The 14,951-nt window shown below is 44.1% G+C and carries 13 protein-coding genes; 5 read left to right on the top strand and 8 right to left on the bottom strand.

What is annotated here, in order from left to right; all coding sequences use genetic code 11:
- Positions 1-9: 9 nt before the first annotated feature.
- From waaA to J4N39_RS13935, 8 genes are all read right to left on the bottom strand, one after another.
- Positions 10-1,263, bottom strand: coding sequence for a lipid IV(A) 3-deoxy-D-manno-octulosonic acid transferase (gene waaA / locus J4N39_RS13970; RefSeq protein ID WP_252020501.1), 1,254 nt, complete (start codon positions 1,261-1,263; stop codon positions 10-12).
- Entirely contained in the window at positions 1,263-2,300 is a 1,038-nt protein-coding gene (waaF, locus tag J4N39_RS13965; protein WP_252020499.1) for a lipopolysaccharide heptosyltransferase II, read from the bottom strand. The genes waaA and waaF overlap by 1 nt, the downstream gene beginning before the upstream one ends.
- Positions 2,297-3,523 carry an O-antigen ligase family protein gene (locus J4N39_RS13960; protein WP_252020497.1) on the bottom strand — a complete coding sequence of 409 codons (1,227 nt, stop codon included), beginning with the start codon at positions 3,521-3,523 and terminating at the stop codon, positions 2,297-2,299. Before J4N39_RS13960 ends, waaF begins: the two co-directional genes overlap by 4 nt.
- A 50-nt stretch (positions 3,524-3,573) precedes the next feature.
- On the bottom strand, positions 3,574-4,515 hold the full coding sequence (gene rfaD / locus J4N39_RS13955; protein ID WP_252020495.1) for an ADP-glyceromanno-heptose 6-epimerase: 942 nt from the start codon (positions 4,513-4,515) through the stop codon (positions 3,574-3,576).
- 147 nt (positions 4,516-4,662) lie between these two features.
- Positions 4,663-6,849, bottom strand: a complete 2,187-nt coding sequence (locus tag J4N39_RS13950; RefSeq protein WP_252020493.1) for a YjbH domain-containing protein — start codon at positions 6,847-6,849, stop codon at positions 4,663-4,665.
- Complete coding sequence (locus tag J4N39_RS13945; protein ID WP_252020491.1) at positions 6,846-7,541, bottom strand: capsule biosynthesis GfcC family protein; 696 nt, start codon at positions 7,539-7,541, stop codon at positions 6,846-6,848. The genes J4N39_RS13950 and J4N39_RS13945 overlap by 4 nt, the downstream gene beginning before the upstream one ends.
- 13 nt (positions 7,542-7,554) lie before the next feature.
- The gene (locus J4N39_RS13940) at positions 7,555-8,202 is read right to left on the bottom strand and encodes a YjbF family lipoprotein (RefSeq protein ID WP_252020489.1); all 648 of its coding nucleotides are present in this window, start codon (positions 8,200-8,202) and stop codon (positions 7,555-7,557) included.
- A gap of 61 nt (positions 8,203-8,263) precedes the next feature.
- Positions 8,264-8,539 carry a hypothetical protein gene (locus J4N39_RS13935; RefSeq protein ID WP_252020487.1) on the bottom strand — a complete coding sequence of 92 codons (276 nt, stop codon included), beginning with the start codon at positions 8,537-8,539 and terminating at the stop codon, positions 8,264-8,266.
- A 244-nt stretch (positions 8,540-8,783) separates the two neighbouring features.
- Here J4N39_RS13935 and J4N39_RS13930 point away from each other — a divergent pair, with 244 nt between their 5' ends.
- From J4N39_RS13930 to J4N39_RS13910, 5 genes are all read left to right on the top strand, one after another.
- Complete coding sequence (locus J4N39_RS13930) at positions 8,784-9,410, top strand: TetR/AcrR family transcriptional regulator (protein ID WP_252020485.1); 627 nt, start codon at positions 8,784-8,786, stop codon at positions 9,408-9,410.
- Between the two features lie 85 nt (positions 9,411-9,495).
- Positions 9,496-10,833, top strand: coding sequence for an MBL fold metallo-hydrolase (locus tag J4N39_RS13925; protein ID WP_252020483.1), 1,338 nt, complete (start codon positions 9,496-9,498; stop codon positions 10,831-10,833).
- A gap of 298 nt (positions 10,834-11,131) precedes the next feature.
- Complete coding sequence (locus J4N39_RS13920; protein ID WP_252020481.1) at positions 11,132-12,250, top strand: polysaccharide export protein; 1,119 nt, start codon at positions 11,132-11,134, stop codon at positions 12,248-12,250.
- A gap of 14 nt (positions 12,251-12,264) precedes the next feature.
- Positions 12,265-12,705, top strand: a complete 441-nt coding sequence (locus J4N39_RS13915) for an arsenate reductase/protein-tyrosine-phosphatase family protein (protein ID WP_252020479.1) — start codon at positions 12,265-12,267, stop codon at positions 12,703-12,705.
- A gap of 57 nt (positions 12,706-12,762) precedes the next feature.
- Entirely contained in the window at positions 12,763-14,934 is a 2,172-nt protein-coding gene (locus J4N39_RS13910) for a polysaccharide biosynthesis tyrosine autokinase (protein ID WP_503063940.1), read from the top strand.
- Positions 14,935-14,951 lie beyond the last annotated feature (17 nt).

Below are 14,951 nucleotides of genomic sequence, written 5' to 3'. Positions count from 1 at the left end.
ACCTCAAGTTTACTGTTCTAAATAGGGTAGCGTTCGATTCACTGCACCTTGGTGTTGGGCGACATACTGCTTGGCTAGCTCTGCTCTGCGCTTAAGCTCGTCTGGAGCTGAAAATAGTTCAATTAACTGCTCAGGAAGTTGCTCAGCATTGATAACATTCAACGCTGATAACTGTTCTAACTCTTCAGTGATTTGCTTGAAATTAAAGTAGCTCGGACCAGTCAAACTAGGTACGCCAAGCGCTGCAGGTTCCAATAGATTGTGCCCCCCGACTTTATCACCAATAAGGCTGCCACCCATAAAACAGATGTCTGCTGATTTAATCAGTATGAGCAGTTCGCCCATGGTATCAGCAACGTACACTTGAGAATCTGCTAGGTATCCAGCAGTTCTGCGGCTAACGCTAAACTTTCTATCCGCACACAGCTTATACACTTGATCAAAACGTTCAGGATGCCTTGGCACGATAATGAGTAGTGCATTTGGCAGTTTTTTTAAGAGCTTATTATGTGCGGTCAGTACTTGCTCATCTTCACCTTGGTGCGTGCTAGCGGCGATCCAAACGGGTCTGTTTAGACCAAACTCTTGGCGCAACTCGGTAGCCTTCGCTGCTATTGACTCTGAAATCGTAATATCAAATTTTAACGATCCAGTCACCGCTAGCTTTTTGCTCGATACCCCGAGACTTTCAAAGTGGGTTAAATCTTGTTGGGTTTGGCAAAGGATACGAGAGACATTATCGCTGATCTCAGAAAATATCCCTGATACTTTTTGATAGCGGTGCATCGAACGTTGTGAAAGACGAGCATTCATTACCGTGATCGGCACGGATTGCTTTGCCGTCAGATGTAGCAAGTTGGGCCACAACTCAGTTTCCATAATGATTAACTGAGAAGGCTGAATCGATTTAAGAAAGCCTTTAATAGCAAATGGAAAGTCAATGGGCATGTATCGGTGCTCGACCAAATCACCCAATTTCTCGACTTGTTCTCTTCCCGTAGCTGTGGTGGTGGTCACCAAAACCGGCGTCGCTGGGTTCTGGGCTATAAACGCTTTGATGAGCGGTGTGGCGGCAATGGTTTCCCCAACCGATACGGTATGAAACCAGACCGGTTGAGAGTCGGTTGAGAGTTTAGGTGTGATACCAAAGTGCTCTTTCCAACGTTGGCCAAATGTCGGTGCATTGGGCTTATGTTTGTATAGCTTAAAAAGCAGTAACGGTGAGGCAATTGCTAGTAGTAGGGTATAAAGCCAGCGGTACATTACTTTTCAAGCTCTTGGATGGCATTGATGACTCGCTCGGGAGCAAGCTCGGTCAAACATTTTTGGTGTCCAAACTTACACGTTTTTTTAAAGCATGGTCGGCATTCGATGTCGGTATGAAGTTGTGCGACTTTATCTGACAAAGGTGGTGTGTAATCTGGAGAGGAAGAGCCATAGACTGCGACAACATTGCAACCTACCGCAGCTGCAACATGCATTAACCCAGAGTCGTTACTGATGACTGTAGAGCAAGCTGCTAGCAAGTCTACCGCTTCAACCAAAGATGTTTTGCCTGCAAGTACAATGACCTGTTGTTGGTAGTTAGTCGCAACTTTCGCTTTGATTTCTTCACAGGTATCGACGTCGTTTTGAGAGCCAAATAACCAAACTGTTCGGCCTTGTGAACACATAGCTTCCGCTACTTTGGCATAATGCTCTGTTGGCCACTTTTTGGCTGGGCCAAATTCTGCACCAGGGCACATGGCCACAAGGTTGTCAGAAAGACTAAGCTGCAGTTTTGCTAGTGCTGCATTTTGGCTATGAGTTGTCACCTCAAGGCGAGGCTTGGGTAACGTATCTAACCCACCTAACGCCGTTGAGTCTGTCATGTCCTTTTTAGGGTGTGCAAGGGCAACATAACGCTCAACCATATATTGAAATTGAGCTTTATTGGTGCGGATATCATTAAGCAGGCCAAAGCGAAACTCGCCTTTCCATCCAACACGTTTAGGAATGCTGGCAAAGAATGGTATTAAAGCGGACTTTGCGGAGTTAGGTAGGATGTACGCAATGTCATAACCATTTTTTTGCAATGACTTCCCCAAAGCTCGACGTTTAAGTATCTCAAGTTCACCGTGCCCTAGTGGCATTTCAAGTGCGTTGGATACCTCAGGCATTCGCTCTAAGATAGGTTTACACCAAGCAGGAGCTAGCACATCGATGGTGCTTTTAGGGTGTTGCTGTTTCAATACGCTGTATAGGCTTTGGGACATCACCATGTCGCCAACCCAAGATGGGCCTATGATTAGAATTTTCATTGTGTGTTCTCACGAGGTGAGGTTGAAAGTGCAATAAAAATACCAGTGAAGACTGTATAAAAGAGTATACCACTATGGTGGCTTAGGTACGCTTGAGTGAGAAAGCAACCTGCGAGTGAGACTAGGTGTGTTAACCCCAGTAAACAAAAAGTATTGATCTCTAAACTAATATTTTTTTTAAACTGAGTCCAAAAATAAAGTGATGGAGCTCCAAGGAGGAGAATAATGCTTATAAGTCCAATGGCACCTCTAGATTGCACCGCCTCCAAATATTGGTTGTGGGCTCTACCATAGTTCAATACTACAGAATCTACTTTGCCCATGTTCACTAGTTGCTGTTTCTCACTCATAAGGTTGGCATACCCAGCACCAAAAATGGGATATTTTTGTCCAACATATAGTGCAGCTTTCCACATTTCTATCCTTGCACCATTTGACGTGTTAGCTTCGCCTTTTTTAAGTTGCACTATATCTGATGTTACCGCTGCTGTGCGCTTAAGGACCACTGGTGAACTGATAATCGAAACACATGTCATTAGTGCAAGGCCCATGATTATAAATTGTTTAGTTATTATTTGTCGGTTTAGTAGTAACAAGACCAGTAAAATAACAGGAGCAGCAACCCAAGCACCGCGGCCACCAGACAGTAGGCTAGCAGTTAAGCCACCAGCATACCCTAGGGTCGCAATTGTTGTGAATATGCGATCTTTTGTGCGCAAAAAATAAAATACGGCCACTAGTGACATAAGGGCTAGCCCCATAGCCATGCCACTGGTTTGAATAGGCATATAGCCCCAGTCCCCAATTGCACGTAACCCAAGCACATAGTGCATGTAAATTGCTATTATCCCGCTGACAATTCCACCAATCGCAACACCTAAAAGTATATGCGCTGTCTTAGGCGGGTAAGCTAAAACCAATGCAATCAGAGGTAAGATAAATATACTTCTGCTTGGTAAATCAAATTGACTTGTAGGTCCGCCCAAAAACAGTAAGGAAATCGCTATTGAAGTGTAATAGGTAAGTATCGCTAGATAGATCCACTTTAAGTTCACATAGCTTTTTAGTGAGTGTTTAGTTTTGAATAGGCTGAACAGACCTAACAGTAATAGTGGTATTGCAAACCATGAGTAGCTGTATGGCGCTATCAGTAGGGTTGCTGGATATAAAAAACAAAGCATGCTTACTAGCATGCTCATTTTGTTGGATTGAAAACTAATCATAGTGCCTATCATAGGGGGTGAGGGTGTTTTGCCGCACCTCCTAATAAAATTTAGTTAATGGTTGCCATATATTTAGCAACACCTTCAGCAACGGTTTTGAACTCGACGTCGCAACCAGCGGCACGCAGCTTGGTTAAGTCTGCTTGCGTGTACTCTTGGTAAGCACCTTTCAGATGCTCTGGGAAAGGAATAGTTTCCACTTCACCTTTGCCATGGTGCTTAATCACTGCTTTTGCCACTTCAGAAAACGGTTCTGCTCGGCCAGTGCCACAGTTGAAAATACCAGACACACCATTTTCCCAGAACCAAAGGTTAACCTTACACACGTCACCAACGTAGACAAAGTCACGCTTAAAGTCATCACTGCGCTCAAACAGCTTAGGGTTTTCACCAGCTAGGATTTGGTTGTTCAGATGAAACGCGACAGACGCCATGCTGCCTTTATGATCTTCACGCGGACCATATACGTTAAAGTAACGGAAGCCGGTGATCTGAGAAAGTTGTTCACCATGAGCTGCTGCATCTTCGGTTAAACGGCGAACATAGTTATCAAACTGCTGCTTTGAATAACCATAAACATTCAACGCACCTTCAAACTCACGTTCTTCAATGAAGTTATCATTACGACCGCCATAAGTCGCCGCAGAAGAGGCGTATAGGAATGGGATCTCACGCTCTAGGCAGTAATGAAGCAGCTCTTTTGAGTACTCATAGTTATTGAGCATCATGTATTTGCCATCCCACTCCGTAGTAGCTGAACAAGCACCTTGGTGGAAAACTGCTTCGATAGGGCCGAAATCATCACCTGCCATAATCTGGGTAAGAAAGTCATCACGATCCATGTAATCAGTGATATCTAGGTCAACCAAGTTTTTAAACTTCTTACCGTTTTTCAGGTTGTCTACCACCAAAATATCGTTGTGACCTGCTTCATTTAGCGCCTTAACGATATTGCTGCCGATCATGCCGGCACCACCAGTTACGATGATCATGATTTTTCCATCCAGTTTAGAAATAGGGAGTTAGGGAAATTTTAACAGGGGAAAAGGTAAAAGGGAAAAGGGAAAAGGCAGAGTTTGCTCTTTCTTCCCCCGTTTCCCTTTAGCCAACGGCGTCCTTTTCCCTTTTCCCTATCTTTTCTATGGCCTACTAAACCAAGGCGATACCGCATCCGTTTCACTAAACAGCTCATGCTGGCGATTGAGCTTCTGACCACCATCTCGAGTAATCGGCTGCCAGCCAAGCAATGCACGCTGGTTACTTGGCTTAACTGTCATGACATCGAATGGAATTGAGATGTAGAACCCTTTAGTAAAGCTTCCCTCACCAAAGTCTTCCACCGACATGTCGGTTTTACTCGCATACGCACCAGCGATAATACCGCTCTTAAATTGCTTCGAGAAATCCAAACGCACCCCTTTATCTTGCGCTAGGAACTGCCCTACATCGACCTTAAATAAAGTATTTTCTAGGAAAGACCATTCAGGCATGTAGTACGCTGAGACAAAACCCGTCGTGCCTTTATCCAGCACAATAAAATCTCGGCCGTAATCAGGGTTGGATTGGTTAGGTTGGTCATAGACACCAAACCAAGTTTCAGGATCACGTTGCGAGATAAGGTTAATATCAGCACCAACTGCCCAATTTGAGCCTCTTGGGCGATAAAGCACTTCAGTACCCACCCCAGCAAACATCATCTCTAAGTAACCGCCATACATTTGGTGATAGAAATCACTGCCGTATTGATCAAACCAAGTGAGCTGCAGGCTGTTCATGCGAGCTACGTTGTCAGATACATAAGCTCGAACCATGGTTCTCACCCGAGGGGGGCCTACAACACCATCTACAGGGGTGATGTAAGAGAGTTGGTCGTAGTTATCAATCAAGTTGAGGTAAATGCCGCCACTTAGCTGCAAGTTTCTTGTTAACCAATAACTGGCATTTGCATTGATACCAAAGGCGTAAAGATAAAAGTCTTCTGCACTGCCGAAGGATTGGCGTAAGTTAGGCGCCAAGCCGTAGTCAAGGCGCTCAAAGCCATCAGCTTGCTTTTCGCCATACTCTTTCTTTGGGGCGCTTTGGGTTGTGGCATCGGAAATCTTAGGGTTGATATAAGCAACGTTTGCAATATCTTGATATTTGCCAGCGTCAACCTCTGTCTCAGTTAGAGCTAAGTCTTGTTTAGTTTCAACCAAGTGATAGGTAGATATGGTTTCTGGTAGAGCATTACTTAATACTGCTGCAGCTTTTTCATGGGCTAGCTCTCGGTCACGATACTTTTTCTGTTCGCCTCGAACGGTAACCGTATCACCCTCGAGATATATACTTGCCTCTTTGTAACCCGCTACTTTGGCAACTTCTTGCTCAAGCGCAGCCCAGTCTACTTCTTCTACGGATTTTGGCCTTTGTTCTGATGGCCTTGGTGCTGGGTCATCCACCCAATGACTAGTGATGTCGTTGTAGTTGGTGTGTATTGTTACACCAGCTGTGAGTGTATCACCACGTTGATAGGCTAAGCGTAAGTCAATGACGCTAGTTAAGGCATAATTTACCCCTATATTAAATGGGGTGTGTGGTGTCATATTTACTGGATAGAAGATGCTGGTTGCAGACGTTGCCCATTCTTCTGAATAGTTATTTCCATCGTACTCTAGTTTGATAACTAGAGGTTGGTAGGGTGTTTGGTATTCTACCCCACCATAAACAGCTGCCGGGCCACGGAACCAACGCTGACTATCGATCATTCCACCGTTACCACCAAAACTTGTATTGCGTGAGCAAAACCCGTCACTAGCTTTACAAAATGGGTTGGTAATATTGCTTCGAGTTCCCATATACCCAAACCCAAGCCCTAACGTAAAGTCAAATACCCCATAATCTTGATGTACATACTTCTTAGAGGCGGCAATAAACTCGCCATCAAAAAGTCCTGTACCACCAAAATCCCGAATACCGACAGACACTTCAGGTAATAGATCACTTTCTTCAAGCAATCTAACTTTTACATCAATACCTTTGTCTGCATAGGGATTATCGCCACTAAAGGAGTCATCACTGCTGTACCTCACATTTGGCACTATGGTGTAGCGAATGGTGGATTCAAGCCAAGGCATTAGTGCCAGCGAAACACTGTAAAACTGATACTCATTGTTATCATTAAAGTTGAGGCTAAATTCACCTTCTGGTGAGACTCGTCCAGAAGGCATTTGCATCAGGCCCGTGCCACCAAAATCCATTTGAGATGGCGTAAACTGAGGTGGTTGAAACGTCCCTGCCATAGTCGGCAAGGCAGCTAAAACAGCTAAGCTGATGAGGGTCTTTTTCATTGTTTCACCACTGCGTAACGAAGTAGGTTAGCGATTTTAAGATTGAGCTCGTCTTCACCTTCAATACCGATAAAAACGATTGCATTGGAAGCTGGGTAAAAAAGCTTGTTTTGCCAATGGCCGATATGGGCCTGAGTGATGTGTCCATCTGGTTGAATGATGAAAGGTTTCGCTAAATCTGCCGATTCAAAATGTTCTATGGTCTCTAAGTAGTCAGATAGGTTTGCACCAGACCGCAGTGGAATAAATATAGGTTTTGGTACTAAACCAACTAAGCCAAATAAGTTGCTTCGCTTGGTTAACTCTAATGAATGGTTATTACTGATGAGTGGGTTGTCACGGTCGTAAACACGTATGTGATTAAAGCCCAGTTGTATAGGGACTACTTTGCGGTATTCAAACTGAGAAAGTTGCTCTATCAACGCTTTGGCCGAGTTAGTCTGTAGCAGATCTAGTTCAGATAATATGTCATCTCTAAGCGTTATGATCTCATCATTTGCCTGAGTCTCTACAAGTTTAGAGTTGAGTTCATAAGGCCAATAATCTAACTGCTGGTAGGCGTCATTTAATATTTGCGACAGCCTAACGGGCTGTTGGTAGGTGATAGTCTTGTTTTGATTGGGCAGCTCGATCGAGATAGGGGAGGCAAAACACCCAACCGAGACTAAGCTTATCCATGCTAGCCATTTCATAATGCTGTCCTAGTTATTTTTGATAGGTTTTTAATATAGTCATTTCAATGCGGCGCATATCTGGGCCAAGATATTGGATGGTTTTCACTACTTTTTGGTTGCTATCAATCCAGTATTGATTGGTAAACTCTTGGTCGCCGATGGTGACGGTTTCTAAATAGTGCTTAGCAGAAAAGCGCCATAGTGGAGATTCAATAATATCATCTTCAAGCTGTGTGGTAGCTATATTAGCAATAAATCCAGAACGATAATTTGGGCTCCAGTCATAGATTGCTTGCCATTGTTTGGCGCTGTAAACAGGAGCTGCCTCACCTTCTAGCCCTTCAAACCAAGTCAGGTCATCACCTTCCAAAAACGCAGTTTTTACTATTCGGCCATTTTCGGTAGTGATCATTGCTTTATCAGAAGCGATCCACGTCAGCCTATTGGTACCTGTTTCGGGGTTAATATCAGCAAAGGCCAAGACAATAAAGATTTGCTTGTTGTCATCAAGGCGTAGATAAGCACTGGAGTATGGGAGATCTCTTAGCTCTTGCTCGGGAAGTTGAATATCATGAAAACTATCGTAATAAGCGGCTATTGTACTATTAACGTCTTGCATCTTGTTGGTGCAGCCAGATAGTGCGAGTAGGCAAACAAACAGGAAAAGTGAATTGCGCATAGGTAGGGCTCTAAAATAAAAGCCCTGAATGAACAGGGCTTAGCCTAGCTTAGAAGAGTTCTTAGCTAGCAGTATTAGTCGTAGTGTTAGTTGTTTCTGTGCTTTCTGATACAGAAATAGCTACCGCACCAGCAACAATACCACCAGTTACACCAGCAACAGTACCGCCAACACCAGCACCAACACCTGCACCACCACCAGCAGCAGCACCACCACCTGCAGCACCACCGCCTGCACCAGCGCCACCACCTGCAGCACCACCACCTTCAGTACCTGCTGCAAATGCAGCGCTAGATGCGCCGAATGCAATTAGCATCGCTAAAGCAATCTTTTTCATTAGATATATCCTTAATCTATTTTTTACATCGATGTATGAAAGCATTTGAATGCTCCCAAGAATGATTTTAGTGGATGCCATGTCAAAATGTAAACGAAAAATAAACATTTAATTGTCTATCTTGCTGATATGTAGGAGTCTACGCAAGGTATGCAGATGTATTGCATCTTGCATATTTTGAGGCTTTGGGCGATCCTTTTTAGGCGAACTAGCAGGCTAATGACTTGAATTTACGGGGGAGTCGATGAAGACCAGAGATAAAATTACCTATGGTGCACTTGAACTGTTCAATGAGCAGGGCGAGCGAAACATCACCACTAACCATATCGCTGCTCATCTAGACATTAGCCCAGGGAACCTTTACTACCACTACCGCAACAAGCAAGAAATTGTGCGCAGCATATTTGAGCTCTATTCATCGGAACTGTTAGAAAAATTTGCCCCAATCAAGCAGCCAGGCAACGGAATGAATTTGCTGGAATACTACATGGAGTCAATCTTCACCCTGATGTGGAAGTATCGATTCCTGTACGCCAACCTACCAGAAATTCTAAGCCGAGATAGCGAGCTTCATAACGACTACCTTTTGGTGCAAAGTAAACTTCAAGCCAACCTTGTTGCCATCATGCAGGAGTTTCGAGCGATTAAGTTATTGTCTGCGACTGATGAAGAGCTTAGATCACTATTAAGAACTTTGCACTTGATTGCCACCAGTTGGTTAAGCTACCAGATTACGTTATCGACTCATAACCAAGTTACCGAGAAAATCATCATTCAGGGTATGAAGCAGATGATGGCAATAGTAAAGCCTTATGCGACTCCTGAAGGTGTGGTTCAGCTTAAATCGATCGAAATTCATCTCGGCGATTAAGTTTTGTGGTCTCTCGCAATTTATAGAAGATAAATAGTCTCCCGCCTTTCACATCATTAAGATCTTTTTATTTGAGTGAGGTGCTATGCGGGTTATTCATCACGGTGGCAAAGAAGGTGTCACAGGCTCATGCCATGAGCTGCAATTGGGCGGTAGGTCATTGCTCCTGGATTGCGGTATCTTCCAAGGCGCAGAGGCAGATAAGTCACTAGTGATCAATTTTCCCATAAGTCACGTTCAAGCCTTAGTGATCACCCATAGCCATATTGATCATATCGGACGAATCCCTTGGTTAATCGCCGCAGGCTTCAATAAGCCCATTTCCTGTACACCTGCAACGGCCGATTTACTGCCGCTGATGCTGGATGATGGTATGAAACTCCAGCTATCACTTTCAAAGTACCTAAGGCAAAGAATGCTTGAGCGAATTACAAATCTAATTAAACCCATCAAATACAACCAGTGGTTTCCAATCAAGCTAGGACAAACGCTTTACTGTCGTTTTCAGCCTGCCGGGCATATTTTGGGTTCTGCGTATGTGGAGTTAAAAGTACCTGAAGCCAATACACAGAATTACAGTAAAGTCGTATTTTCTGGCGACCTTGGTCCAAACAACACGCCTTTACTCTCGGACCCCCTGCCACCTGAGAACATGGATGTGCTCTACCTCGAATCAACTTATGGTGATAAGAACCATGAAAACATGGCCTCAAGAAAGGAGAGGCTGCAACAAGTCTTAACTCGCTCCGTCGAAAACAGTGGAACAGTCATTATTCCAGCTTTCAGTGTTGGCCGTACCCAAGAACTGTTGTTCGACATAGAGTCGCTTCTACATGAACGCAAACTCGAAAGGCGCCTCCCCATTATTGTTGACTCCCCAATGGCAAACAAAGTCACCTGTTCTTACCGTAAGTATCGAAAATTATGGGGGCAAGAAGCTGAGCAGCGCCTCAATCAAGGTCGCCATCCTTTAGGTTTTGAACAAAAAGTGGTGATTAAAGATCACAAGCAGCATCTAGCCTTAGTCAACCGATTAGCAAGTAGCAACGAACCGTGCATAGTGATCGCCGCATCAGGCATGTGCCAAGGGGGTAGAGTCATGAATTACCTTAAATACCTTCTACCTAAACCATCGACGGAAGTGCTTTTTGTGGGTTATCAAGCAAACGGCACATTAGGACGAAAATTGCAGTCAGGCTGTAGCAATGTTGAGATTGACAATCATTTGGTTGCAGTTGGTGCTCAAATTGTCACAATCTCGGGGTACTCTGCCCATGCAGGACAAAAGGAATTGTTGGCCTTTGCGCAGGGAAGTGCTCATCCGCCCAGTGAAATTCACCTAATACATGGTGATACACACTCCAAAACCATACTAAAACTATTGATAGAAAAGACACTTAATTATACAAAAGTGTTCGCTTAGTTATTTATGTTATCAATGTCTTGTGCTGAGCGCTTGCTTGCACCGAATTATTGTTTTTTAGGGTGAATTATTGAATAATGCTGCCCTCAAAAACCGCATTCAATACGCTTGAGTGGGTAGACATTTAGATCTCGACGCAGTGTGATTAAGCGTATATCAATGGGCGGTAGCGTGTCTGAAAGCAGGAAGCTCAGGCACTGAGGAATGGTGAGCAGCCTTGACGAATATAGGCTCCGCTACTTTGGCTTCGCAGTCACGCTATGTTTAGACCATTCCTTGTAAGAGCAGATACAATAATATGGATTTTAATAAAAAACTGATTTTGGCGGCACTCGTGCCAACCCTGTTAGCTGGTTGCGCCGTTCCGGGCTCTCATATAAAAACAACCAATGCCCTGAACGCTAATGAACAATCCAGCGAACAATCCTCAATGGCTTTCAATGTCTATCCGTTAACGGCAGACAAAGTAAATCAATATAAACCCTCTCCTGTAATCTCCCAATCTAACCCTGAACTTGATGCGGCGATCCTTCGTTATGAATACCGTATTGGGCCGGGTGATATTCTCAATGTAACTATTTGGGATCACCCTGAGTTAACGATTCCTGCTGGCTCTTACCGAAGCTCATCTGAAGCGGGTAACTGGGTACATGCAGACGGCACTATTTTTTACCCATACATCGGCCGAGTAGAAGTCGAAGGTAAGACGGTGACCGAAGTTCGTGACACTATTGCTAAACGCCTTGCAAAATATATCGAAAGTCCACAAGTGGATGTTAATGTTGCGTCTTTCCGTGCACAAAAAGCGTACGTTACGGGTGAAGTTAAGAATCCAGGCCAACAGGCGATCACTAATATTCCGTTAACTTTGCTTGATGCGGTAAACCGTGCTGGTGGTTTAGAAACTGATGCTGACTGGCGAAATGTAAGCATTACCCGTGATGGCTCAGAAGAAACAGTATCACTTTATGCGCTAATGCAGCGTGGTGACCTGACTCAAAACCGTTTGTTAGAGTCTGGTGATATCATCCACGTGCCTCGTAACGATGGTCAAAAAGTGTTTGTTATGGGTGAAGTTAACGATGCACAGCTATTGAAAATGGATCGCTCTGGTATGAGCTTAACAGAAGCTCTAAGCAGTGTAGGTGGTATTAACGAGCTTTCTGCCGATGCTAGCGGTGTATTCGTTATTCGCTCAAATCAAAGCCAAGACATAATTGCAGATGTCTATCAGCTCAACATCAAAGAAGCTTCTTCTTTAGTGGTGGGCACTGAATTCGCTCTTCAACCGTACGATATTGTCTACGTTACAGCTGCGCCAATAGCACGCTGGAACCGCGTGATTTCCCAGTTACTTCCAACCATTACTGGCTTTAATAACTTAACTGAAGGCGTGAACCGAGTTCGTACTTGGTAATTTGAAGAATAAATATGTTTAATAAAATCCTAGTGGTATGTGTAGGAAATATTTGTCGCTCGCCAATTGGTGAGCGACTTTTGCAATCTATGCTACCCAATAAACAAGTCGCTTCTGCGGGGCTTGCTTCTAAAAAGAGTAAGCTAGAAGGTAAACCTGCCGATGAGATGGCTATCGAAGTAGCGACAGAGCACGGTGTGAGCCTTGATGGCCATGGTTCTCAACAGCTTACCGCAGCACTGTGTGCTCAATATGACCTCATTCTAGTAATGGAAAAAGGTCACATGGAAGCACTAACGCAGATAGCACCAGAAGCTCGTGGGAAAACTATGCTTTTTGGCCAATGGATTGGCCAAAAAGATATTCCTGACCCTTACCGCCAAAGTAAAGAAGCCTTTGATTATGCCTACGAGCTAATTGAAAAGTCTGCTAACGCATGGAAAGCAAAACTGTAATAATTAGCGCATCGCTTAGCTGCTAGTAGTATCAACTCATAATAAAGACTGTTTGTAATCATGAATCAATCATCTTCTAACACCTCTCAGATGCAATCCGACGAGATCGATTTGGGGAAATTGCTTGGTATCCTGCTCGATGCCAAGTGGCTAATCGTACTAGTCACCTTTTTCTTTGCTGTGCTTGGGGTGGCATTCGCTTTGCTTTCGACTCCTATCTACAAGGCAGATGCCTTAGTTCAGATCGAGGAGAAAAGTTCTGGCGGTATCTCTGCAATGGTAGGAGATATGGGGGACCTGTTTTCTGCCGAGTCTTCAGCCACTACGGAAATTGAGATCATTAAGTCTCGCATGATCCTTGGGGATACGGTCGATAAGTTTAACTTAACGACGACTGCTACACCTAAGTACCTTCCGTTGATTGGCAAAGGGATTGCTCGCTTAACGGGTGAAGTAAACAAGGTTGAGGTGTCTCGCTTTGAACTGCCAGAAATTGCTCAGGAAATGGCACACACCTTAGAGGTTACTGGTGACACTAGCTACCGCCTAATTCGAGAAGATGAGCGAGTCATTCTAGAAGGTAAGGTGGGCGAGCTAGCACAAGACAAAAATGGTCAATATGCACTTTTCATTAGCTCAATGGTGTCTAGTGAGGGGATGCAATTTGCACTGAGTAAGGACAGCAAACTGGATGTTATTGCTACACTAAGTAAAAATTTATCGATCAGTGAAAGAGGCAAACAAACAGGTATTATCTCACTTCAACTAGAAGGCGAAGACAGAGAGCTTATTCAACGTCTACTTAATGATATTACGCAAAACTACTTCCTTCAAAACGTAGAGCGTAAGTCTGAAGAAGCACAAAAGAGCTTAGAGTTCTTAAAGGGGCACTTGCCAGACATCAAAACTAGCTTGATGGCTTCAGAAGATCGCTTGAATCAGTACCGTCAAGAAAATGAGTCAGTAGATCTTGGCTTAGAAGCTAAAGCCACTCTAGATGTAATGGTAAAACTTGAAGCACAACTAAATGAGCTCACTTTTAAAGAAAGTGAAATCAGCCAACGCTTTACCAAGGACCACCCAGCTTATCTTGCTCTACTTGACAAACGAGCAACACTACTTTCCGAGCGCGAGAGAATTAACGAGCAGACACAAAACCTACCTAAAACTCAACGTGAAATCTTGCGCATGACTCGTGATGTAGAAGTAAACCAGCAAATCTACATCCAACTACTTAATAAGGTTCAAGAACTGAATATTATCAAGGCAAGTACTGTTGGTAACGTACGTATCCTTGACGATGCCCAAGTCTATGGCCTTGCGGTAAAACCTAAGAAACCGCTCATCGTTGTGTTAGCGACACTCCTAGGTGGTATGCTAAGTGTAGCATTTGTCTTGGTGAAAGCGGCTTTCCACAAAGGCGTAGAAACACCAGATCAAATTGAAGAAATTGGCTTGTCGGTATATGCGAGTGTACCTAAGTCAGAACTTCAGTTGACGCTGTTTGACCGTACCAAAAAGCGCAAAGGTAAGCATAAATCGGGTGAAATGACGCTGCTTGCTGAATCTAACCCAGCTGACCTTTCCGTTGAGGCACTAAGAGGCTTACGTACAAGTCTTCATTTTGCCATGTTGGAAGCAAAGAACAATGTGCTGATGATTTCGGGTCCTGCACCAGGTATTGGTAAGTCATTTGTATCGACTAACTTTGCGGCAGTTGCAGCAAAAACAGGTCAAAAAGTTTTACTGATTGATGCGGATATGCGTAAAGGCTACCTGCAAGAACCATTTGGTTTGAACTGGGATGACGGCCTTTCTGAAGTACTTAGTGGTAAGCTTGGAAAAGAACAAGCGATTAAGAGCTCCGAAGTCGAGAACCTTGATATTGTGACTCGTGGCCAAGTTCCACCAAACCCTTCAGAACTTCTAATGCATAAACGCATGCAAGAGCTGCTTGAGTGGGCGTCTGAAAACTATGACCTAGTGATTGTAGATACACCACCAGTGCTAGCTGTGACAGACCCAAGTATTGTAGGTGCACTAGCGGGTACGACACTAATGGTTGCACGCTATGGCCAAAACACGGTGAAAGAGATTGATGTCGCTCGCAGTCGCTTTGAGCAAGCGGGTGTGGAAGTTAAAGGAGTAATTTTTAATGCGACTGAGAAGCGTGCGTCATCGGGATATGGTTATGGGTATTATAACTATGAGTATTCGTCTAAGCAGTAGGGGGCACCTATTGGAAC

Origin of the sequence: Vibrio sp. SCSIO 43136 (genome assembly GCF_023716565.1) — a bacterium.
Taxonomy (GTDB): Bacteria; Pseudomonadota; Gammaproteobacteria; order Enterobacterales; family Vibrionaceae; genus Vibrio.
Note: the sequence above shows the minus strand (reverse complement) of the source record. Positions and strands in the feature narration are given on the sequence as shown.